This is a genomic window from Actinosynnema sp. NPDC050801 (assembly GCF_040673975.1).
GTDB lineage: Bacteria > Actinomycetota > Actinomycetes > Mycobacteriales > Pseudonocardiaceae > Actinosynnema.
The window spans coordinates 1-22268 of record NZ_JBFAQZ010000023.1 but is presented as its reverse complement, the minus strand read 5'-3'; the positions used below and the strand labels follow the sequence as shown (position 1 = coordinate 22268).

Genomic DNA, 22268 nt, shown 5'->3' with positions numbered 1-22268 from the left:
GTTGTGGGCTCGGGTATCTCCGGCCTCACCACTGCCTTGAAGTTGTCCGACCACGTCGGTGTGCGCGTGGTCGTGCACGAACAGGCTGACCACTTCGGTGGCCGTGCGGGCACCGACGAGAACGGCGAGCACTGCCCGCGGTTCTTCATGGACGACTACTCGGAGCTCCTCGCCATTCTTCGGACTATCCGCGGCTACTCCGGACGCAGCGTCTTCGACGACTTGGAGGTCGTGCGCAGGCTCTCCCGCACGGCGGCCTCCGGGTGGGTCGAGATATCTCACTTGTACCGCTTCCTCGCCAAGGAGATCCCGTGGTCGGAACGGGTGCGCCTCGCTCGGACGTGGCGCCGAACCCCGCTGGTGGCTGAGCAGGGCGGCAACCGCTACGGCTCGTTGCGCAACTACTCACCTGGAGGGCTGGCGCGGATGGGCGCCAACCTCCTGAGGTCGAAGACCGGGTACGTGCTGCCCGGCCCCACGGACGACTACCTCGTGAAGCCGTGGCTGGGCGCGCTCCGAGCACGAGGTGTCGTGTTGCGCACCGGCTCGCGGGTCACCGCGCTCGCGCCGGGCGAAGATGGGGTGGTCGTCACGGCAGGCAGGGGTACCGAGCGATTCGACGCAGTCGTGGTGACGGCCTTCGTCCCGGACTTGGTCAACCTCCTGAACGCTTCCCGTCTCGACCACACCGTGGTCGAGACCGAGCACACGCATTGCGTGGCGTACACCATCGACCTCGACCGCCGGGAGAAGGTGCTCGCCGAGGAGCGACCACGCCTGTACAGCCACAGCGGCATCAACGTGCTGGTACAGCCTCGACACCACCGGTGCGTCGTGCTGTGCACGCTTTCACCGCGCACTGCTCGACAGCACGTGGTGGCCGAGATCACTGAGTTCCTGCAACTGGAACGGGATCCCGTCACGGTGAAGTGCCGCCCCAACCAGCGTCCCGGTGAAGCGGTCTTCGTGGGTGACTACTTGCATCCCGAAAAATTGCTCCGCCGTGCCGTCCACGCCGTCTACTTCGCGGGATCCGCGATGCGCAACTCCTACCCGCTCGATTCGGCGGAGGGTGCGGTGCGCAGCGCCCTCACGGCTGTGGACGCAATCCGCCACGACTTCAACCTTGGACCAGTTAACACCGGGATGGTCGCCACACGCGACCGGCCGAGAACGTCGGAGCAATCATGAGCCGTCGAAAAGCCGCCGTGATCGGCAGCGGCGTTTCTGGTCTGACCGCGGCACACGTCCTGCGGCACAAGTACGACGTGACCCTGTTCGAGGCCGGCGACAAGTTGGGAGGCCACGCCGACACGCACGACGTCATCACCCCGGACGGCAGTTCCGTGGCGGTGGACACGGGGTTCCTCGTGCACAACGCCGTCACGTACCCGACGTTGACCAGGCTCTTCCGCGAACTGGGGGTGTCCACCCGTGAAACCGAGATGTCGATGAGCATCCGGTGCCTGGGATGCGGTTTGGAGTACGCCGGTGGCAAGGGCGGTCTCGGGATGGTGCCGAGCGGTGGCAGCCCGTTGCGCGAGTACGCTCGGATGCTCGCCGACGTGCCGCGTTTCTACCGTGCCGCCCGCACGTTCGAGTTCAGTGAGGATGGTGGCCCGAGCTTCGGTCAATTCCTCACAGCGGGCAGGTTTTCGCGCTACTTCACGGAACACTTCGCGCTGCCGCTGGTGTCGGCGGTGTGGTCGACCGGGGAACACCACAGCCTCACGTATCCGGCCACCCACCTGTTCGCGTTCCTCCGCAACCACGGCATGTTGAGTCCGGTCGGCTCGCTGCCCTGGCGGACGGTGATCGGCGGGTCGCGCACCTATGTGGACAAGATCGGTGCGGCTCACGCGGTCCGCACCGGCACTAGGGTGGAAGTGGTTCGCAGGCACGTAGACGATGTCGAACTGATCGACGCCGCGGGCCATGCCCAGGTGTTCGACTGCGTGGTGCTCGCGACGCACGCAGACCAGGCCCTTGCTCTCCTGGCCGATGCGACCGCGCTGGAGAAGCAGGTTCTCGGAGCTTTCACCTACAGCCGCAACGAGGCGCGGTTGCACTCGGACGCCGCTCTGCTGCCCACTCGTGCTCGGGTTCACGCGGCCTGGAACTACCTCAAACCCGCGTGTGAGGGCCGTGATCGGGTACTGGTGAGCTACGACCTGAACCGGCTGATGCGGCTGAGCGAGCCGGTCCCCCACGTGCTCAGCCTCAACGCTGGCGACCGGGTCGACGCGTCCCGGGTCATCAAGGAGTTGGTCTACCGGCACCCGGTGTACACCGCAGAGGCGGTGGCCGCGCAACGGAGGCTGCCGGAGCTGAACTCGCCGAGACTTGCGTTCGCCGGTGCCTACCACGGATGGGGCTTCCACGAGGACGGGTGCGTCGCAGGCGTGCGTGCCGCGTTGGCGTTGGGGGTGCGCTGGTGACGACGTTGCCCGCCATCTACCGCGGTCACTTGGTGCACATCCGTCGCGGTTCGAAGTTGAGGGTGTTCCGCCACCGACTGGACCTGTGGTGCGTCGACTTGGACAACCTGCCGAAACTGCCCGGCTGGCTGCACGCCTTCGCGAAGTTCGACGCCGCCGACCACTTGGGGGCACCACACCGGTCAATACGGGCCAACGTCGATCACTGGCTGGCCGAGCGGGACATCGACCTGGAGAGTGGCCGGATCACGATGCTCACGTCACCCCGCGTGCTCGGCTACGTGTTCAACCCCCTCACCGTGTATTGGTGCCACCGACCGGACGGCTCGCTGGCGTGCGTCATCGCGGAGGTGACCAACACGTACGCGCAGCGCCATTGTTACCTGCTCACTGTTCCCGAGGCGCCTTTCGCCGAAGTGGAGAAGGAGTTCTACGTCTCGCCGTTCTTCGAGGTTGCCGGGCAGTACCGGATGCGCCTTCCCGAACCGGGGGAACGCTTGTCGTTGACCGTGTCCCTCGTTCAGAACGGCCGCGTGGCGTTCACCGGTGTCATGACCGCGCACCGCCACGACGCACGAGCGCGGGATGTGGCGCGTTTTGCGCTCACCGCACCACTGATGCCGCAACGGGTGAGCACGCTGATCCGCTGGCACGGCGTGCTCATGTGGGCACAGGGCATGCGCGTAGTTCCGCGTGACTTCCACTCCTGATGAGAGGACACCACATGCTGGTCACGACTCCCGTTCCCGCATGGTCATCGCTCGTCCCGCCAGCGGCGCCGATGCGCGAGTGGCTGATGGAACGGTTCTTCCGTGCCTTCGTCTCGGCGGCGCCAGTGCGTGTCGCGTTTCCAGGCGGCGAGGTGATCGGTCGCGGTGGCCCTAGTTCACCGATCATGCGAGTGATCAGACCCTCACACCTCTTCCGGCGCCTTGCCGTCGTCGGACCGATCGGCCTGGGCGAGGCGTACATGGCAGGTGACTGGACGAGCACCGATCCGGCCGGTCTTCTGACGCCCTTCGCGGCACGCCTGAAGCGTCCGCCCTCACGCATGGTGGCGTTGCTTCGTCGGCGGCTCGGTCAAGCACGGCCGGATACGGACCTGGGCACGCCCGACGGCGCCAGGTCCAATGCCCGAAAGCACTACGACCTGTCGAACGACCTCTTCGCCCTGTTCCTGGACGAGTCGATGACGTACTCGGCCGCGTTGTTCGGCCCCGACGACGACCTGCACTCCGCCCAGCTGCGCAAGATCGATGCGGTGCTCGACGACGCCCGAGTGGGCAAGGGCACCAGGCTGCTCGAGATCGGCTCGGGTTGGGGCGAGTTGGCTCTCCGCGCGGCGCGACGGGGCGCGTCAGTGATTACCGTGACCCTGTCTTCGGAACAGCAGCGCTTCGTGCGGGAGCGCTTGGACGTGGAAGGGCTCAGTGATTCCGTGCGCGTGGTGCTCCAAGACTACCGCGAAATCGAGGGCAGTTACGACGCTGTGGTGTCCGTCGAGATGATCGAAGCGGTCGGTTCCCGGTACTGGCCCGACTACTTCGCCGTTCTTGACAGGGTGCTCGCTCCAGGTGGGGCGCTTGCGCTCCAGGCGATCACGATGCCCCACGAGCGGATGTCGGCGATGCGGGGAGTACACACGTGGATCGGGAAGCACATCTTCCCGGGAGGTCAGCTTCCGTCCATGCGCGTGGTCGAGGAGGGTTTGAGGATCCAGGGACTCCGCATCGCGGAGCGACGAAGCCTGGGACAGCACTACGCCCGAACCCTCGATGAGTGGCGTAACCGATTCCTGGCGCATCGCGAGCAGGTGGCGTCGGCCGGATTCGACGACGGGTTCCAGCGGATGTGGGACTTCTACCTCGCGTACTCCGAGGCCGGCTTCCGCTCAGGGTTCTTGAACGTGTGGCAGCTACGGGTTACCCGATGACGACCGATCGGCACCGAACACCACTCAAATGATCTTAGCGGCCTCCTGCACCAGTTTCACCAGGGCCGCCAGCCCGGGCAACAACGACAGCAGGTTCAAGGTCTTCTGGTCCGACGGATACCTCGGCGTGTTGGCCAGTTCGTTGGCCAGGACGAGCTGGTAGGCGTCGTACCCGCCGCGACGCGGACGGGCGCGCGGTTCGTCGACACCGGGAACGACGTCTGCGAGCCGTGCGTTGACCACCGCCAATTCTTCGGCAACCGAGGCTCGGAACTTCTTCTTGATCTGGAAGATCAGCGAGAACAGGAAGAGGCTCGTCGCCCCCACGCCCAGGAGGACGATGATCGCGATGATCACGTTCGTCGTCGAGCCGCGTTCCGCACTGCTCAGCATGTAGATGATCGCGGTCAACGACACTGCGAAGTTGATCGCTCCGAAGTATGTCGCGGTGACGATCGATTTACCCGCACCCCATCCGTAGTGACGGTTCAGCCTCTTCGGGACGTAGCGTGCCGGGAGGATTCTCCTGACCTTGAATATGAACAACCCGACCACCACGTACAGGTAGCCTTGCAGGATTGTGCAGTATGTTCCGAGCGCGCCGATCACGATCCAAAGCGCGGCCAAGGCGAAGTGATTCTCGTAGTTTGCCCACCACGATCGACGGAGATCCTCCTCCCGTACAGGGTCACCATTCGCAGATGAATAGATACCGGCCAGGTCGCGGAAGATCTCACCGTTGTTCAAGGTCCACAAGTAGAGGAGGAAGCCTAGACCCAGGGAGACGACGAAGATCGGCAGGCGCTGCTTCTTGCTATAGTTGATGTTCTTGCGCAGGCTGGCGAGCGCATCTCCCACTGCGCCGTGTTCGAGGTCTTCTTTATGGAACAGTCCGACGGAAACCACCTTCTCCTGCAACGAGCGGAGTCGGGTGACGAACACCCAGAACAGCCCGAGAGCGAAGGACGAGGTGAGGCACAACGTCAAGCTGGGAATGTCCCCCCACAGCGGTACCGAACGGCACAGCAATTTGCCGCCGTCCTGGGAGAACACGAGTTGGCCGATCAGCTGTCGGAAGGTGCATCCCGGTTGGGTGGCGACGCCGGAGGCGAACCCGACGATGACGACCATGCCCAGGATCAGGACCGGTGTCAGGATGAGCGTGGCCACCTGACCCTTGGTATTGTTGATCCACTTCTTCTGGCGGTGGCGCGCAGGCGCGGTGAACGCGTTCACGCGACCGCGCAGACCGGCCACGTCGGCGTCGTTCGAGCTCAATCATGCTCCAATGAGATTGCGGTGGAGGCTTTATAGTGCCAGCGCGTGAAGGACTTCGCCAGGCCTCTCGATGTGCAGGAAGTGCGAGGCGTCCGGCACGAGGCTGACCTGCGCGGACGGCAGGACGTCCTTGAGCCTCTCCATGTCCCTGACGGGAACCAATTTGTCATCGGCACCGAAAACTGCGATGACGGGCGCCGTGATGTGTCCCCACTTGATCGCGGCGTCGTAGTCCACCCCGTTGGAGGCGGCGTAGCGGAACGAAGCCCCCCTGGCGTCATCCGCCAAGGCGATGAAGACGTCGCGTGGCATCTCGTTCGGGTGTGCGACCAACCCGCGGAGCATGTGCTTCAGGATGCCGATTCGTTCCAGTTCGCGCAGAAGTGCGGGGGAGCGGTGAGACAGGGAAAGCGCGTACTGCCCCCAGAACAGGACGGCGGCTGACGGGGACGTGAACATCGCGGCCATCGGCGACTGCACGGCCCTCAGTACCGAGAAGTAGGCGCCGGCCACGATGTGGACGGAGGAGGTGATCTCCGGGATGGTGGTGGCCATGTCCAGTGCGAGGAACCCTCCCATGGAGTGGCCGACCAGCCTCAACCGGCTGTAGCCCAGTCCCTGCACCAGCGATCGCAGTGTGCGTGCCACCACGCCGGCATCGAGGTGCGACAGTCGGTTCTCGGACTCGCCGAATCCCGGGAGGTCCACCAGGACCACGTCGGATTCCAGGTGATCGCGCTCCTGCGCGCTGCGCAGCAAGGGGGTCCACGTGGTCCACCTCGCGCCTACACCGTGCAGGAACAGCGTGGCGACGTCACTGGTCCGGCGGTCGCTCGTGAAGTAGCGCAACGATCCGAAATCGGAATCGAACCAGCCGTCGCGAAGGCCGAACGCCTTCGGGTCATCCACCAAACCGCGCGGACAGTAGAGCGGTCGAGTGGACATCTTACGTCCTTTCCGCCACTGCTTCGCGAAGGCGCCGTGCGAGCTATTGTCGCAGTGTACTTCGGTCAAGATGGCATGTCGATGTCGGTCGAACGGGTGAACCCTTGTTGTGCCCATTCGTGTCGGCTCCGGCTGTGGATCTGTTCCATAGCCGAGGTAAATTCGCATAGCGCGAGGACGGGCGGGCTGGGCCGTGTGGGTCAAGCACCCGCATGGTGGTAGGCCGCCCAGGTCGCAGGGGACTCGCGGTAGCGCTCGCGCAGGTACAGAGCAGCCTCGTGCGCGGCGGACACCGTCGTGCGCCCGGACTGGCGGAGCACCGAGTAGAACCTGCGCGACGCATGTGCCGCGACGGCATCCGGGATTCGCCACAACGTCCCGACGACGTGCGGGAAGCCTGCCAACTGGAACGCCGCCGTCAGGTGGATGGCCTCGTCCGCCAGCGCGACGGTGGTCAGGGTGGTTTCGCAGGCGGACAGGTAGGCGAGTCCCGCCCCCTCCACTCGGAGCGCGGCTATCTCGGACATCGAGAGGCTGTGCGTCCCGAGGCGCAGTCTGCTGCGTGACGGGTCGGTCGCGTCGGAGATGGCGTGCAATGCGACATGCAGGTCGGAGGCGGTGCCGATGCGCTGCACGAGGAACGGTTTGTCGAGGACCGCGGCGTCGAGCACCTTCACCCCGTATCCGACCGCCACGTCGTGCGCCTCGTCGATTGCGGAGCGCAGCACCCTGGTCCGCTCGTCCGTGTGGGTGGAGATCACGACGACCGGTGCCGCAGTCCTGTGGCTCGTCAGCCGGCGCCGGGCGTGGCGCAGTGCGGTGACGGTCGGCGCGTACGACGAGGTGATGCGGTCCAGGACCGAGCCGCTGCCGTCGGCGGCGGTCGCTGCGTGCAGAGGCAGCAGAGCTGCCGCCCCGGTCGGCACCCACCAGACCACCTCGGTGTCCTCCGGTAGGGCATCCAGTACCGGCTTGGTCACCACCCGCCACAACCAGTCGAGCGCGGTCGCCACCCGTTCTTCGGCCGCTTCTCGCTCAGCGGCTGTGGTCGTGTAGTCGCCTGCCTCCACCACGTCGTGGTGGAATCGCGCGGCACGCTGCCGCATCTCGTCGGCGACCAGGTTGTCCAGTCTGACGACGCGGGCGCCGTCAATGGTCAGCACGATCGCATCCGATCGCCACCGGCTCACGTTGATCACGGCGACCGGGCCGTCGGCCGCTGCCTCCAGCAGCTCGGCGAACGGCGGCGGCCGCAGGAACCCGGCGTGACCGGGCAGGGCACGGATTCGCTCGACCACCTCGGTGAACTCCCGGACGATAGTCCTGCGGTGTTCGCGGTGCCGTCCGGCCGCCGAGCGCGCCCGCGCGTCGACGGAACGTTCGGGAAGAGGGTGTACGTCGACCGATATCGCGTCTTGTAAGTCCAGGTGGTCCAACTGGTCGCGCAGGCGCTCGAACGCCGCGGCGAGGTGGTCGTCGGCGCCCCGGAGAGCGGCCGTGTCGTCGCGGATGTGCAGCGTCCTGTTGAGCAGCACGCCGCGTCCCAGTTCCAACAGGGCCACAGCACGTTCCACTTGTGCGTTTTCCAAGCACAGCGCGGCGGCGTCAGGAGCCAGACCGGCCAAGTCCGCCAACCGGCGCTGCGCGTCAGTGCGGTTGAGCCGTTGCGGCGACACCAGGGGCAGCGCTTCGACAGCGAGTCCCATCGCCGAGGCCGCCGTGATCGTGTCACCTCGCTCGACCTCCAGCGACGCCCACGAGGACGCCGCGCGCAGGCGCACGTCAGGGGCCGAGGGATCCGAGGTGGCGGCTTCCCGCAACGAAGACACCGCGCGGCTCAGGTCATGCGGATGGCCGAGCCGGCGGAACCTGCTGTGCAGGAATGCCGCCAGGTTGACCAGGTTCTCGGCGCGGTCCGGGTGGACTTCGGGTGAGTGCTGAAGCGCGGACTCCGCGTGGTGGACGGCGCGGTCGAGGTCACCGGCACCGCCACGCCCGCGCAAGGCGTGTGCGAGGTTCGTGAGCAGGCCCGAGAGGTGCGGGTGGTCACCGGGCAGCGTCGAGACGACCAGCTCGCCCGCTGTGATGGTCGCGTCCACGGTGGCCGGGTCGACCTCGGTCCCGCCGGAGAGCATGGACAGCAGATTGCTCAACCGCCGCGGTAGGTCGGGGTCCCGGTCCTGCTCCAGGACCACGACCGACGACAACTGCTCGACTGCCTGCCGGTGCCACAGCCGATCTCCGGTCGATTCACCCATGGTGTGCAGGGCTGTCGCGTATGCGTCCACGATGGTGCGCCGGTCACGCGTCCGCAGGTCTTCAGCCAACGCGTCGCGCAGTGCCGCGACCGCCTCCTCCAGGTCGTCGGCAGTGTCGAGACGGCTGTACCGCAGCCTCAGGGCAGTGGCGAGGTTGGACAGCAGGCCGGGAAAGAACGGGTGCCCGGCCCGCACGCACCGGATGGCCTCGCGCAGCAGGTCGACGTCCTCGTCGAGGTCGTCGAGGTTACCGAAGCGCGCATGCCGGTGGTAGAGGGCATTGCCCAGGTTACTCAGGTGCTGCGCGCGATCAGGGCCAGTCTCGTCCCCTGCGAGCGCTTCACGTCCGAACCGCACGGCCTCCTCAAGGTCGCGAGGATTGCCGGTCAACTGGAATCGATGACAGAGCGCGACGCCGAGGTTGTTCCGATAGCGTGCGAAGTCGTGGTGCCCGTCAGGCAGGGCCGCGACCGCCCTGCGGTCTGCGTCGACCGCGAGATCGAGGTCCTGCGGATCGGACAGGGCCAGGAATCGGTCGAGCAACGAGATCCCGAGGTTGCCCAGCCTCCCGGCGTGGTCGTCCTGAGCGCCCTCGGACGACTCGGCGGCCAAGGTGCCCAGCGCTATCGCTTCGTCCAGCAAGGAGACGTCGCCACCCAGGCCGAAGCGGCCCTGCAGCACCCGGGCGAGGAGGTCGTGCGCGTCCGCGGACTCAGCCTCGTCACCGCTCGCGGCGACTGCGGCTCGCGCGGCGGCCTCTGCTTCTTCCAACAGGGTGGTGTCCTGCCGGTACTCGGCCCAGTCGGTCAAGGCAGCGGCCGCCGTGTAACAGGTGGCGTAGTCGGGTTCGTCGTCTCCGGGAAGCATCGACATCCGCACCTGGGTGAGCGCCTCGGTCACATCGCTCGACGGGTCGACCCTCCACAGGTCGACCAGCGCACCCGCGAACGAGGCCCGACGTGCGCGGTCTTCGCCGTCGCCCGGTTCACCCAGTTCCAGCGACCTGCGCCACGCCTCTGCGGCCCGAAGCGCGTAGTCCGCCGAACCGCCGACCTTGTGACGCAATCCGAGTACGTGGGCCAACTCGGAAAACTGCGCGGCGGTGGCCCGTCCGTGGGGCTCGTCCAGCTCCACTGCTCCGGTGAGAAACCGCTCGGCGTCGACCAGGTCGCCGACGTCACCGGCGACTTCGAAGCGCAGGCGGTACGCGGTGCCGAGGTTGTACAGACCCGTGCCACCGGCGGTGATCGCGGACAGTCCCACCTCGATCGCTTCGTCGAGCAGATCTTCCCGGTGCAAGTGCGCACCGGCTTCGGTCAGTTGGACCATCACCGCGTCGAGCAGGTCGACGCGGTGGGCATCGTCATCCCGTATCAGGCGGTACGCGCGCCGCGCCGCATCAGCCGCACCGATCGCAGCGTCCCGGCTGCCGAGAACCGCCAGCAGGTTGCCGTAGGCGGAACTCAGCCTCAAGTGGGTGATCGCGGCGTGCCGATGGTCGGCGGGGACCACGTCGGCTGCCTCGGTCGACCACCTCACCGCCTCCCAGAGATCAGCGACGTCACCTTCGCGCTCGGCGGCGTCCGTGTGCAAGATCGCCAGCCCTGTCAAGATCGACAACCGGTCCTCGGCCTGCGGGGCGTCAGTGAGGGCGCGGCGTAGCCATCTGATCACCCGTTCCGGTGTGTCGGCCGGTCGCCCCGTCTCCACTGCGCGCACCTGCCGCAACGCCGCCCATAACCGCAGGCGGCCGGCAGCGTTCACTTCGTCCGGTCAGATCGTTGATCGGCTTCATCAGCTGTCGTGAGCCGAGTGAGATCGACATCCAGTCGGCGCTGCAGATGGACCATTCGGTCCACCAGCGGCGGTGGCGCCTGCTGCTCCTTCTTGGGGTCGACGCGGTCGACCCGGTGGTCAGTCATGAGTTCAAGGCGCGCCGTAGCGGACACCACCGCTTTCGCGTCACCCGATCCGAGGGCGGTCTCCAGAGCGGCTACCGCGTCACCGATCGCCGCCCACTCATTCGCTGACCTGCTTGATTCCGACAGGGACACCAGGACGTTACCGGCGGTGCGCCGGGGTTCCGCGTCCAGCCACGAGCCGATTCGATCATAATGGGACGCCACACGAGGAATCGTAGCTGCGGTTACGGCCGGAGGGGGCGAACGCGGCATGACCGGTCCGGTGGTGGCCGAGCAGGAACTGGTCGCGCACTTCTACGCCGTTGGCGACGCGCAGGAGACCACCTTGCGAGCGATGTGGGCGCGGTGTGGTCGGCTGCTCGGGGCCGACGAGCCGATCCGGTCGACCGGACTGCCCGTGGAACTTCCCGATCTGAGGCTTCTGCCGTCCACTGTCGGTTCGGCACTGCTCGGGGCACGGCAAGATCACGAGCGCAACGTGCAGGCGCTGGTGCGGCGGGAGCACGAGGTCCTCAACCTGTCGGTCCTGTTGGCAGAGAGACCGGGTCATTCGTGGCGGGATTTCGACGGTCTGGTGGAAGCGCTATCCGACGATTTCCACGAGCCATTGATGGGAAGCGTGCGGCTTTACTTGGGTATAAGCGGCGAGGTAGTGGAGGAAAGCAGATCCCGTGCGGACCTCAGCGCGCTCCTGCCCCGCGCGGACCTCACACCGGGCTGGTGGCACGAGGGCGTCGCCGCAGGCCCGGGATTGGCACTGTGGGAGACCGGTTCGACCACCGACAGTCGGGCCGTACGCCGGTTCATGGTGTTGGCCGAACCGGCACGCCGGCCGTTCCTGAGCTCCTGGACGTGGTCTGATGCCGGTGCCGCGCATCTGCCACCATTCGCCCGCTACCTGATGCACGTGGCGAAGATTCGCGATCAACTGCGGGTTCGCAGGAATTACCCGGACACGGCCGAACTCTGTCGACGAGCGGAGGCCGTGCTCTCGGAGTACGACGCCGCCTCTGCGGTACCTGCCGCGACGCTCGTCGCGCTGATCAAGACATCGTCATTCTTGAGAATCATGCGCAAGTCGGTGGTGATCAGTTGGCAGAACGCGCGCACCGCGCTGGGCGGCGAGCTGCCGAGCAGTCGAGGACACACCGCATTCACCAGGGACGAGGCGTTGGCCACCTGGTTCGCGAACCAACTCGGCGACGATGCCGACTACCTGGACGGATATGAACAGGACATGAGACGCGTCAAGGAACTCCAAGGCGATCTCCCGGACGGGCACGGGCAGGGGCAGAGCCTGCCTCCGACTGCCACCTCCGCACCGGCCGAGCAGATCACGGTGCTCGCCGTCGCCGACGAGTGGTTCGCCCAGCACGGCGGGATCAGCACGTTGAACCGCTGGCTGTGTGCCGCATTGGTCGCGGCACACGCCCGGGTGTACTGCCTGGTACCGAAATCCTCACCGGAGGAACGCGCGGATGCCCGTCTGATCGGGGTCGAACTCGTCGACGCCGTTCGAGTACCGGGTCTGTCCGACCGCGAGTCGCTCCTGCGCAGGCCACGCCTGCCCGACGGAGTCGTCGTGGACGCGGTGATCGGCCACGGTCGGGTGACCGGCCACGTGGCCCGCGCCCTGAGCGCGGAGTTCTACCGGGCTGCGGCGTACCTGCACGTGGTGCACGTGTACCCCGACCAGGTCGAGTGGTACAAGCTGGACAGGGAGAACGACGCCGGAGTCGAGGCGGAACGGCGGTCGAAGATCGAACTGGAGCTGGCCGCGCTTGCCACCCGCGCGGTGCCAGTCGGACCGCGTCTGGACGAGTGGATCGGTCGGGAACTCGAACTCCGCGGCGCACCTCGACCGGTGCGTCTTGATCCGGGCTTCGACGTAACGGATGTCACCGATCGGACGGCCCCGTCCGGCGTGCCCCAGATCTTGTTGCTCGGCAGAGCGGAGGACGCCGACATCAAGGGGATCGATATCGCCGCGCGTGCGATCGGGACCGCCATGCGCCTGAGCCCGGCGCGCACCAGGTGGGAGTTGCTCATCCGAGGTGCGCCGGAGGGTCAGGCGGCAGCCCTTCGCACCAAGGCCCTTCAGTGGATCGATCATCCGTCGGTCGAGGTCACCGTCCGGAACTACTCGGCCGACCGCCAGGAGATCGATCGCGACTTGCGTCGTGCGTCCCTGGTGCTCATGCCGTCGAGGGTGGAAGGTTTCGGACTGGTCGGTCATGAGGCAATCGTGGCGGGCACCCCACTGTTGGTCAGTGATCGCAGTGGAGTAGGCGCTCTGCTGGAGACCCAACTCCCCGAAGACCTGGCGAACCGGGTCGTGTTGCCGCTCGCCAACAAGCTCTACCGGGACGCCGAACTGTGGGGCAACCGGATCGCCGGGGCCCTGCTGGACAGGCCGGCTGCCTTTCGCGCGGCCGGAGCGGTGCGCGGGACCATGGCGTTGAAACGCACCTGGCTCCAAGCGGCGGAACGACTGCTCGCCGTGGTGTCCGACCACCGAAATGGCAGGTCGAACCCTGGCGAGACCGGTTGACCCCCGGTCTGATTCCCGTGGTGCGGAGTCCTCCCACCGGCCGCCGACACGCGCGGATGTGCCGGAAGCGGCCGTGCGGTGAGAGGGCTCCGGGGGTCTCAGGCCTCGATGACCACGGGGATGACCACGGGACGACGGCGGTGCGTCCGGTACGCCCAGTTCTGCACCTCGCGCGCGAGCAGCCGTTCCAGTTCCTCGAAGTCGGTGACACCCCGCTCGTTCGCGCCGGCCAGGGCCTTCTCGATCGCGGGGATGGCCGGGGCGAAGGTCGAGGCGTCGTGCTCGAAGCCGTGGGCGATGAAGTCCGGGGGCTCGGCGAGCCGGCGCGAGTCGATGTCGACGATCGTGACGACGGTGATGACGCCCTCCTCACCGAGGGTGCGGCGCTGGGCCAGCGAGGCCTCGGTGACCCCGCCGACGGTCTGCCCGTCGACGTAGACGTTGTGGACCTCGACCTTGCCGGTGACGCGGGCCCGTCCTTCGTGGAGGTCGACGACGTGCCCGTTCGCGGCGATGGGCACCCGTTCGCGGTCCACGCCGGTCTTGATGGCGAGCTCGGCGTTGGCGCGCAGGTGCCGGGCCTCCCCGTGCACGGGCAGCACGTTGGCCGGCTGCACGATGTTGTAGCAGTAGACGAGCTCGCCGGCGCTGGCGTGGCCGGAGACGTGGACCTTGGCGTTGCCCTTGTGCACCACGTTCGCGCCGCGGTCGGTCAGGCCGTTGATGACCCGGTAGATGGCGTTCTCGTTGCCGGGGATCAGCGAGCTGGCCAGCAGGACGGTGTCGCCCTCCTCGACCTGGATCGAGTGGTCGCCGCTCGCCATGCGCGACAGCGCCGCCATCGGCTCACCCTGGGAGCCGGTGCAGACGAGGGTCACCTGGTGGGGTGGCAGCCGGTCCATCCGCTTGATGTCCACGACCAGCCCGTCGGGCACCTTGAGGTAGCCGAGCTCGGTGGCCACGCTCATGTTGCGGACCATGGAACGGCCGACGAAGGCGACCTTGCGGCCGTGGGCGTGGGCGGCGTCGAGGACCTGCTGGATGCGGTGCACGTGGCTGGCGAAGCTGGACACGATGACCCGGCGCGGCGTGGTGCGGAACACCTCGTCGATGGCGGGGGCCAGGTCGCGTTCGGCGGTGGTGAAACCGGGCACGTCGGCGTTGGTGGAGTCGACCAGGAACAGGTCGACGCCCTCCTCGCCGAGGCGGGCGAAACCACGCAGGTCGGTGATCCGACCGTCCAACGGGAACTGGTCCATCTTGAAGTCGCCGGTGTGCAGCACGAGGCCGGCGTCGGTGCGGATGGCGATGGCGAGACCGTCGGGAATGGAGTGGTTGACCGCCAGGAACTCCAGGTCGAACGGGCCGCGCGCGAGCCGCTGCCCCTCCTTGACCTCCACCGTGACGGGCGTGATGCGGTGCTCGACGAGCTTGGCGGCGAGCAGGCTCAGGGTCAGGCGCGAGCCGATGATGGGGATGTCGGCCCGTTCGCGCAGCAGGTAGGGCACCCCGCCGATGTGGTCCTCGTGGCCGTGGGTCAGCACGACCGCGACCACGTCCGACAGCCGGTCGCGCAAGCAGCTCCAGTCCGGCAGGATCACGTCCACGCCCGGCTGGTGCTCCTCGGGGAACAGCACCCCGCAGTCGACCACGAGCAGCTTGCCCTCGTGCTCGAACACGGTCATGTTCCGGCCGATCTCACCGAGCCCGCCCAGGGCGATGACCCGCAGGGCGTCGGGAGCGAGAGCTGGTGGAGGGGTGGAGGTTCGAGCCATGGTCACACCATCACGTTACGTGCGCGCGTGACGGAATCGAAATCGGCGCCCCGCGTCGCACCGGCCGACCTCGACCACCGGCCCCTGCCTCGCCCTCCGGGCGGCCCCCCACCCGACGACGGCGGGCCGTCAAACGGGTGATGACGACCGGAGGTGCTGCGATCGGCCGGCCGGGGTGCCATGTTGAGAGGTGACGAAGTGGCGTGCACTCTGGTGGGGGAGCGCGATGCGGCGGACAACGATCGTCCTGCTGTCGGTGGCGGGCCTGCTCGCGGGGTGCCTCGGCCAGTCCCGGGGAGCGGATCCGGCGCGCAACGCCGACGCCAAGGACGTCACGTTGACGATCACGGCCAACGCGGTGGCGGGCGGGAAGAACGCGCGCGGCGCGGACTGGATCACCAACTGGGTGATACCGAGGTTCACCGAGGCGCAGAAGGCCAAGGGCGTCAACGCCACCGTCCGCTTCGAGCAGAACGGCGCGGGCGACGAGGACTTCAAGACGAAGGTCGCGCTGGACTTCAAGACCGGCGGCGGCGGTGACATCGTCGAGTTGGACGGCATCTGGCTCGGCGAGTTCGCCCAGGCGGGCCAGGTCAAGCCGCTGGACGACGTCGTCGGCAAGGACGAGGTCGACGCGTGGGACGGCTGGCGGCAGATCCCGGACGCCGTGCAGGGCCTCGGCGAGTTCGACGGCAGGCGCTACGGCGTGCCGATGGGCACCGACGGCCGGGTGCTGTTCTACAACAAGAAGCTGTTCGCGCAGGTGGGCCTGCCCGCCGACTGGCAACCCCGCAGCTGGGACGACGTCCTGGACACCGCCGCGAAGCTCAAGGCGCTGCCCGGCGTCTCGCCGCTCCAGCTCAACGCCGGCACCGCGATGGGCGAGGCCACCACGATGCAGGGCGTGCTGCCCGCGTTGCTGGGCACCGGCACGACCGTGCACGAGAACGGCAAGTGGCAGGGCGCCACGGCGGGCGTGAAGGACGTCCTCTCGCTCTACCAGCGCGTCTACCGGGACGGGCTCGGCGACCCGATCCTCCAGCAGGAGGCGAAGGGCCGCGACCGGTCGTTCGCGATGTTCGCCGAGAACAGGATCGGCATCCTGCTGGAGAGCGACTACTTCTGGCGCTCGGTGGTCGAGCCCCGCGTCGGCGTCGCCAGGATGGCCGACCGGGACACGGCCGTCGGGTGGGCGCTGATCCCCGCACGCGTGCCGGGGGCCGGTGTCGGCGGGCAGGACTTCGTCAGCACGTCCGGTGGCGGCGTGCGGGTGGTCAACCCGAACACGCGGTACCCGCGGCAGGCGTGGGAGCTCATGGAGTTCCTCAACTCGGCCGAGGCGGTCAAGTCGGCGCTGGCGGGCGCCGCGCAGGTCACCCAGCGCACCGACGTGAACGACGAGGTGCTGGCGGGCGACCCGATGCTGGGCTTCATCGCCGAGCGGGTGCTGCCGATCACCCGGTACCGGCCCGGCCTGGCGGACTACCCGAAGGTGTCGGCGGCGTTGCAGCAGGCGACCGCCGACGTGGTGGCGGGCAGGAGCCCGGACGACGCCGCCCGGTCCTACCACGACGCGCTGGTCGAGGCGGTCGGCGAGGACGCCGTTGCGGGCGGCTGACGGCCGCGACCCGGCGGGGCTCGGCACGACGCGGGCGATCGGGTTCGTCGCGCCGGCGCTGCTGCTGATCGGCCTGTTCCTGGTGTTCCCCGCGCTGTGGACGCTCTACATCGGGATCACCGACTACCAGCTGACCGGACCGGCCGCGGCCGAGCCGAGCGTGGTCGGCCTGGACAACTTCGCCACCGCGCTGGCCGACCCGCTGTTCGCCAACTCGCTGTGGCTGACCGCGCTGTTCGTGCTCGGCTCCGCGGTCGTCGGGCAGAACGTGCTCGGCTTCGCGCTCGCCTGGGTCCTGCGCCGGGTGCGGCCAGGGCTGCGGCGCACCGTCGAGGGCTTCGTGCTGCTGGCGTGGATCCTGCCCGGTCCCGTCGTCGCCTACCTGTGGTTCGCCGTGCTGAGCCGGGACGGCGGCACGCTCGGCCTGCTCCTCGGCAGGCCGGCGACGGCGTGGCTGGTCGAGTACCCGATGGTGAGCCTGATCGTGTTCAACACCTGGCGGGGCACGGCGTTCTCGATGCTGCTGTACACCTCCGCGCTGGCCGCCGTGCCGCCGTCGCACCTGGAGACCGCCCGGCTGGCCGGCGCCGGCGGTTGGCAGACCGTGCGCGACGTGGTGTTCCCGCACATCCGAGGGCACGTGCTGACGAACACGCTGCTCATCAGCCTGTGGACGGCCAACGACTTCACGCCGTTCCTGCTCACGGCGGGCGGCCCGAACCACGAATCGGAGGTGCTGCCCGTGCTGATCTACCGGCAGGCGTTGGAGAGCGGCCGGCTCGGGTACGCGTCGGCGATGTCGTTGCTGCTGCTGGTCGGGAACCTGGCGGTGGCGCTGGTGTACCTGCGGCTGTTGCGCAGGCGCGCGTGACACCGGCGTGGGTGGTGCGCCGGATCGGCTTCTACGTGCTGATCGCGGTGGTGCTGGGGTTCTTCGCGGTGCCGATGCTGTGGCTGGCCGGCGCGCCGTTCGACGCGCGGCCGGGGTTCGGCCTCCGCTGGCCGGAGTGGACGTCGGCGAACGTGGCCGCCACCCTCCGCCACCCGTACGCGGTGCGGTCGCTGGTCAACTCGCTGGTGCTGTGCCTGGTCGCGACCTCGGTGACGACGGCGTTCGCCGCCCTGGCCGCCTACGCGCTGTCCCGCGTGCGCATCCCCGGCCGGGACGTGCTGCTGTACGTGCTGCTGCTGCTGTCGAGCGTGGTCACGGGCACCGCGGCCATGGTGCCGCTGTTCGTGCTGATGCTGCAGCTCGGGCTCATCGACTCGCGCTTCGGCACGGCCCTGGTGATCGCGGGCGGCATGCTGCCCGCCGCCATCTTCATCCTCAAGGACTTCATGGATTCCGTGCCGCGCTCGTACGAGGAGTCCGCACGGGTGTTCGGCGCCTCACCCCGCCAGGTGCTCGGGCACGTGGTGCTGCCGATCGCCAGACCGGGGTTGGCGATGATCCTGGTGTGGTCGTTCGTCAACGCGTGGGGCAACTTCCTGTTGCCGTTCCTGCTGCTGCGCGACGTCGGCAAGCAGCCCGCGGCGGTGCTGATGCGGACGTTGCAGGACGAGGGCGGCAGCGCCAACCTGACCGTGATCCCGGTGTTCTCGCTGCTGTACTCCATCCCGGTGGTCCTGCTGTACCTGGTCGTCAACAAGCGTTACGGGTTCCGATTCCACGGGGGCATCAAGAGCTGATGGCGGGCATCGACCTCACCGGCGTGTCCACTGTGTACCCGAACGGGGTACGCGCGGTGGACGCGCTCGACCTGCGCGTGGTGGACGGCGAGCTGTTCGCGCTGCTCGGCCCGTCCGGCTGTGGCAAGACCACGCTGCTGCGCACGATCGCGGGCCTGGAGCTGCCCTCGGCGGGCGCCGTCACGATCGGGTCGCGCGACGTGACGCGCCTGCCACCGGGCCGGCGCGGGGTGGCGATGGTGTTCCAGGACTACGCGCTGTTCCCGCACATGACGGTGGCGGAGAACATCGCCTACCCGCTGCGCGTGCGCCGCGCCCCCAAGACCCGGCAACGGGAAGCGGCCGCCGAGGTGGCCGAGGGCCTGAGCCTGTCCGCGCTGCTCGACCGCAGGCCGGGGCAGTTGTCCGGCGGTCAGCAGCAGCGCGCGGCACTGGGGCGTGCCGTCGCCGCGGGCGCCGACGTGCTGCTGCTGGACGAGCCGCTGTCCAACCTGGACGCGCGGCTGCGGCTGGAGGCCAGGACGTTCCTCAAGCGGTTGCAGCACGACCTGGCGCTCACCACCGTCTTCGTCACGCACGACCAGGCCGAGGCGTTGGCGCTGGCCGACCGGATCGCGGTGATGGAGGCAGGCCGGATCCGCCAGCTGGGCACGCCGCGCGAGGTGTTCCAACGGCCCGTCGACACGTTCGTCGCGAACTTCATCGGCTCGACCCCGATGAACCTGATCGACGCGCAGGCCCGCGACGGTCGCGTCGAGTGCGCCGGGGCCAGGCTGCCCGGCCCGCCGGGACTGGCCGACGGCACGCCCGTCGTGGTGGGCGTGCGGCCCGAGTACCTGGCGCCGGCCGGTGAGGGCATCACCGGCCGGGTGGCCGCGGTGGAGAACCTGGGCGTGTCGTCACTGGTGACCCTCGACTGCCCGGACGGCACGCTGATCAGCCTCACCGTGCCGGAGCAGGAGGAACCGGCCCTCGGCACGTCCCTCACCGTCGACGCCGCACCCGGCAGGCTGCTGTTCTACGGCGCGGACGACGGCCGGCTGCTCGGCGGCTGACTCCTCCGGCGAGGCTGTCGACCGTGACCGCGCGCTGGTGGACGCGGCCGCGCGCTCAGTCGGGCATCCCGGTCGTCACGGCGAGCAGCAACATCATCATCGAGCCGCACACGAGGGTCGTGATGGCGCTCGCCGCGGTGAGCCCGATCCGTTGGCCGGTCGCCCCGGTGACCTTCCCGCCGACCGCGAGCTGCCACACGAGCGCGAGCAGGGCGGGGAACAGGACCGAGTGCGGTATGAGCAGGAGGTGGTAGGTGAGTTTCGTCGCCTCCCACGGCGCCACGACCAGCGTGACCGGCAGGTAGAAGGTCCAGTAGACGACGAACGTCACCAGCGTTCTCAGCACCCGGTGCCTCGCGGCCGGGCGGGGGTGGCGGGACCAGACCCACGCCAGCGCGCCGGCCGCGATCGTCATGGCCGCGAGCAGGCCGAGGGCGAACAGGAACCACGGGCCGTCGAAGAGCCACGACCACCACGGGTACGCGTCGCGGATCTCCTGGGCAGCGGGCTCCGGGACGACCAGCGAGTCCAGGTGCACCCGGTGGGAACCGGGGCCGTAGTCGAACGCACGTGTGCAGGCGGTGTCGAGCGAGTCGTACGTCGCCGTGCACGACAACTCCGTGACGGGGGTGGTGTCCAGCCGGACGTCGAGCACCTTCCCGTCGACGGTCGTGGTGCAGGTGGCCACCTGCTCGGCGTCCTTCACGCAGTCGATGTCGTGGTGGCTGATCGAGAACTGCGTGGTGGTGATCTTGTACAGGCCGTCGGTGGCCTTCGCCGGCGAGACCGGCGCGATGGCCAGCGCGACGAGGAACAGCAGTCCGGGCACCAGCAGCGGTAAGTAGCGCAGGGGTCCGGCGGTGGTGCGTGGGATGACGGTCGTCGTCACGGTGATCCCCCTCGGGTCGATTGCGGAATCGACCCGAGGGGGATCACCGTTAGCCGCCTCGCCCGAGACCTCCGGGTATCACCCGTTCGCCGGGAGGCTCAGCCCCGGCGTCGCGGCAGCGGTCGTACCTCCGCGGGCGTCGCCCCGCACCGTCACGGGCTGGTGCAGGAGAGGGGCGACGTGGGCGGTGAGCCGCCGCCGATGAAGCCGAACGTGGTCGACGCGGTGGCCGCGAGCGAGCCGTTGTACGCGGCGTTGCGCACCGATGCGGTCGACGCGTCGACGGTGAGCGTGCCGTTCCAGACCTGGCTGATCGTCTGGCCGCTGTCCAGCGCCCACCGGACGTTCCACCCGTTGATCGCCGAGTCGCCCGCTCGCACCGTGACCTCGCCCTGGTATCCGCCGGGCCACGAGTTGGTGGTGCGGTAGGCGGCGCTGCACGCTCCACCGGGCTGCGGCGTGGTGGTCGTGGTGCTCGTCGTGGTCGATGTCGTGGTGGTCGACGTGGTGGTCGATGTCGTGGTGGTGGTGGTCGTGGTGGTCGTCGGCACCGAGGGCACCAGCGGGCAGGTGCTCTGGTAGGTCCTGATGCCGTTGCGGTCCGCCAGCGGGCACAGGAACTGCGTGTAGCGGGTGTCGCTGTCGAGGAAGACCTTGATCCACGGGATGACGGTGCGCATCATCGTGGGGTTGTTCGAGGTGGGGAAGCCGTGGCCCGCGTTGGCGAGTTCCAGGTACGCCTTCTCGACGGCGGCCGGGATCCCGTTGTAGAGGGTCTGGATGCTGGCCGGGGTGGTCGTCGTGTCGTTCTGCCCGGCCAGGAGCATGGTCGGGACCCGCGTGTTCGTCAGGTTCTGCGACGGGCTGAACGGCGCGAGCCCGACCGCTGTCTTCAGCGAGGGGCGCTGGAGCGCCGCGTGCATGGCCCCGCCGCCGCCCATGGAGTGGCCCATGACGGCCGTCCGGCTCGCGTCGACCCGGTCACGCACGGGGCTGCGCTGGGTCAGGTAGTCCAGGGCGGCCAGCAGCTGGGTGCCGCGGGCGGTGTCGAAGTCGTTGCGGTTGTTGGTGTCGATCCCGATGACGACGAACCCGAACGACGCCAGCCAGTGCCCCATCCAGGCGCCCTCGGCGGCCCAGGTGGCCGTGTACCCGGGCACGACGGCGACCGCGCCGAAGGTTCCCTGGCTGGTGTCGGTGGGGTGGTAGATGACCCCGCCGCCGAAGCCGTTCCCGGCCGGTACGCCGACCTGGGCGGTGGCGAAGGTGCCCCGATTGGCGGAGACGCTGGCCGGTGTCGGGTCGGGTCCCCGCTGGTACGGGTTCTCGGCGCCCGACGCCGGGCTGACCGCCGCCGCGACCGTCAGCGTCCCGAACATGACCGCGGCCGCTGCCGCGGCGGCGCCGCGCTGCCACAGCCGACCTGTGGTGGGGCGCTTCGACCGACCGGGTGCGGGTCCCCCCGGTGTGAAGGGAGCGCCATTGCTTCCTAACACTGCATGTACCTCCTGCCGAAACGCGGCGGACAGACGTGTGTGCGGGCCTGGCTCGACCTGGGACCGGTGGTGTGAAGAGACCTCGAAGTCGCCGGCCGGGAAGTCGCCGGCCGGCCGCAGCGGCCGTGTGCGCGGCGAAGCGCGTTGCCGGCTCCCGGCATCCCGGCCGTGCAGAGGTGAGTGGGCCCCGCCACGGGCCAGGTCGGACTGACCGGCGGTACGTCGACCGGGAAGCCGAGCTCGGCCCGGTGCCGGCCTCACCGGCTCCCCGCAGAACCAAGGTGTGTCACACAGTGTGGCCAGGGCCACCTGAAGTGTCAACGATCGGGTCTCGATACGTGTGCCCGCTACAGTCGTCGCGGTCCTTGACCGGTCGATCCGCAACGGGAGTGCACCGTGATCAGCCCGTTCGACGTCGAAG

General features: G+C 68.5%; 16 protein-coding genes. 9 read left to right on the top strand and 7 right to left on the bottom strand.

The window, feature by feature from the left end; genetic code table 11:
- The first annotated feature begins 3 nt into the window (after positions 1 to 3).
- Genes AB0K14_RS34040 through AB0K14_RS34025 form a run of 4 tightly spaced genes read left to right on the top strand, consistent with a single transcriptional unit; the run spans position 4 to position 4371 of the window.
- Positions 4 to 1191, top strand: a complete 1188-nt coding sequence (locus tag AB0K14_RS34040; RefSeq protein WP_360457583.1) for an FAD-dependent oxidoreductase — start codon at positions 4 to 6, stop codon at positions 1189 to 1191.
- Positions 1188 to 2438: an FAD-dependent oxidoreductase gene (locus AB0K14_RS34035; RefSeq protein ID WP_360457580.1), complete on the top strand. Its 1251-nt coding sequence runs from the start codon at positions 1188 to 1190 to the stop codon at positions 2436 to 2438. The genes AB0K14_RS34040 and AB0K14_RS34035 overlap by 4 nt, the downstream gene beginning before the upstream one ends.
- Positions 2435 to 3148, top strand: coding sequence for a DUF1365 domain-containing protein (locus AB0K14_RS34030; protein ID WP_360457577.1), 714 nt, complete (start codon positions 2435 to 2437; stop codon positions 3146 to 3148). Before AB0K14_RS34035 ends, AB0K14_RS34030 begins: the two co-directional genes overlap by 4 nt.
- A 14-nt stretch (positions 3149 to 3162) precedes the next feature.
- The gene (locus tag AB0K14_RS34025) at positions 3163 to 4371 is read left to right on the top strand and encodes a class I SAM-dependent methyltransferase (RefSeq protein ID WP_360457575.1); all 1209 of its coding nucleotides are present in this window, start codon (positions 3163 to 3165) and stop codon (positions 4369 to 4371) included.
- A 24-nt stretch (positions 4372 to 4395) separates the two neighbouring features.
- On the opposite strand, the gene AB0K14_RS34020 is transcribed toward AB0K14_RS34025, so the two are convergent.
- The 4 genes from AB0K14_RS34020 to AB0K14_RS34005 all read right to left on the bottom strand — a co-directional run bounded on the left by AB0K14_RS34020 (position 4396) and on the right by AB0K14_RS34005 (position 11026).
- A complete protein-coding gene (locus tag AB0K14_RS34020; protein ID WP_360457572.1) occupies positions 4396 to 5649 on the bottom strand; it encodes a hypothetical protein in 1254 nt (417 codons plus the stop codon).
- Between the two features lie 30 nt (positions 5650 to 5679).
- Positions 5680 to 6594: an alpha/beta hydrolase gene (locus AB0K14_RS34015; protein ID WP_360457569.1), complete on the bottom strand. Its 915-nt coding sequence runs from the start codon at positions 6592 to 6594 to the stop codon at positions 5680 to 5682.
- 200 nt (positions 6595 to 6794) lie between these two features.
- Positions 6795 to 10562, bottom strand: coding sequence for a CHAT domain-containing protein (locus tag AB0K14_RS34010; RefSeq protein ID WP_360457566.1), 3768 nt, complete (start codon positions 10560 to 10562; stop codon positions 6795 to 6797).
- Between the two features lie 50 nt (positions 10563 to 10612).
- The gene (locus AB0K14_RS34005; protein ID WP_360457563.1) at positions 10613 to 11026 is read right to left on the bottom strand and encodes a CATRA system-associated protein; all 414 of its coding nucleotides are present in this window, start codon (positions 11024 to 11026) and stop codon (positions 10613 to 10615) included.
- On the opposite strand from AB0K14_RS34005, the gene AB0K14_RS34000 reads away from it, so the two are divergent.
- Positions 11025 to 13325: a CATRA conflict system CASPASE/TPR repeat-associated protein gene (locus tag AB0K14_RS34000; RefSeq protein ID WP_360457560.1), complete on the top strand. Its 2301-nt coding sequence runs from the start codon at positions 11025 to 11027 to the stop codon at positions 13323 to 13325. The two genes, AB0K14_RS34005 and AB0K14_RS34000, sit on opposite strands and share 2 nt — an antisense overlap.
- A 98-nt stretch (positions 13326 to 13423) precedes the next feature.
- Here AB0K14_RS34000 and AB0K14_RS33995 read toward each other — a convergent pair whose 3' ends face one another.
- Positions 13424 to 15100, bottom strand: coding sequence for a ribonuclease J (locus AB0K14_RS33995; RefSeq protein ID WP_360457557.1), 1677 nt, complete (start codon positions 15098 to 15100; stop codon positions 13424 to 13426).
- A gap of 226 nt (positions 15101 to 15326) precedes the next feature.
- Between AB0K14_RS33995 and AB0K14_RS33990 the strand changes: the two genes are divergently transcribed.
- Genes AB0K14_RS33990 through AB0K14_RS33975 form a run of 4 tightly spaced genes read left to right on the top strand, consistent with a single transcriptional unit; the run spans position 15327 to position 19462 of the window.
- Positions 15327 to 16718, top strand: coding sequence for an extracellular solute-binding protein (locus AB0K14_RS33990; RefSeq protein ID WP_360457553.1), 1392 nt, complete (start codon positions 15327 to 15329; stop codon positions 16716 to 16718).
- Entirely contained in the window at positions 16705 to 17589 is an 885-nt protein-coding gene (locus AB0K14_RS33985) for a sugar ABC transporter permease (RefSeq protein WP_360457550.1), read from the top strand. The genes AB0K14_RS33990 and AB0K14_RS33985 overlap by 14 nt, the downstream gene beginning before the upstream one ends.
- Positions 17586 to 18407: a carbohydrate ABC transporter permease gene (locus AB0K14_RS33980; RefSeq protein WP_360457547.1), complete on the top strand. Its 822-nt coding sequence runs from the start codon at positions 17586 to 17588 to the stop codon at positions 18405 to 18407. Before AB0K14_RS33985 ends, AB0K14_RS33980 begins: the two co-directional genes overlap by 4 nt.
- Entirely contained in the window at positions 18407 to 19462 is a 1056-nt protein-coding gene (locus AB0K14_RS33975; RefSeq protein ID WP_360457544.1) for an ABC transporter ATP-binding protein, read from the top strand. Before AB0K14_RS33980 ends, AB0K14_RS33975 begins: the two co-directional genes overlap by 1 nt.
- A gap of 55 nt (positions 19463 to 19517) precedes the next feature.
- On the opposite strand, the gene AB0K14_RS33970 is transcribed toward AB0K14_RS33975, so the two are convergent.
- Positions 19518 to 20351: a hypothetical protein gene (locus tag AB0K14_RS33970; protein WP_364339848.1), complete on the bottom strand. Its 834-nt coding sequence runs from the start codon at positions 20349 to 20351 to the stop codon at positions 19518 to 19520.
- 152 nt (positions 20352 to 20503) lie between these two features.
- A complete protein-coding gene (locus AB0K14_RS33965) occupies positions 20504 to 21730 on the bottom strand; it encodes a cellulose binding domain-containing protein (protein ID WP_360466773.1) in 1227 nt (408 codons plus the stop codon).
- Positions 21731 to 22268 lie beyond the last annotated feature (538 nt).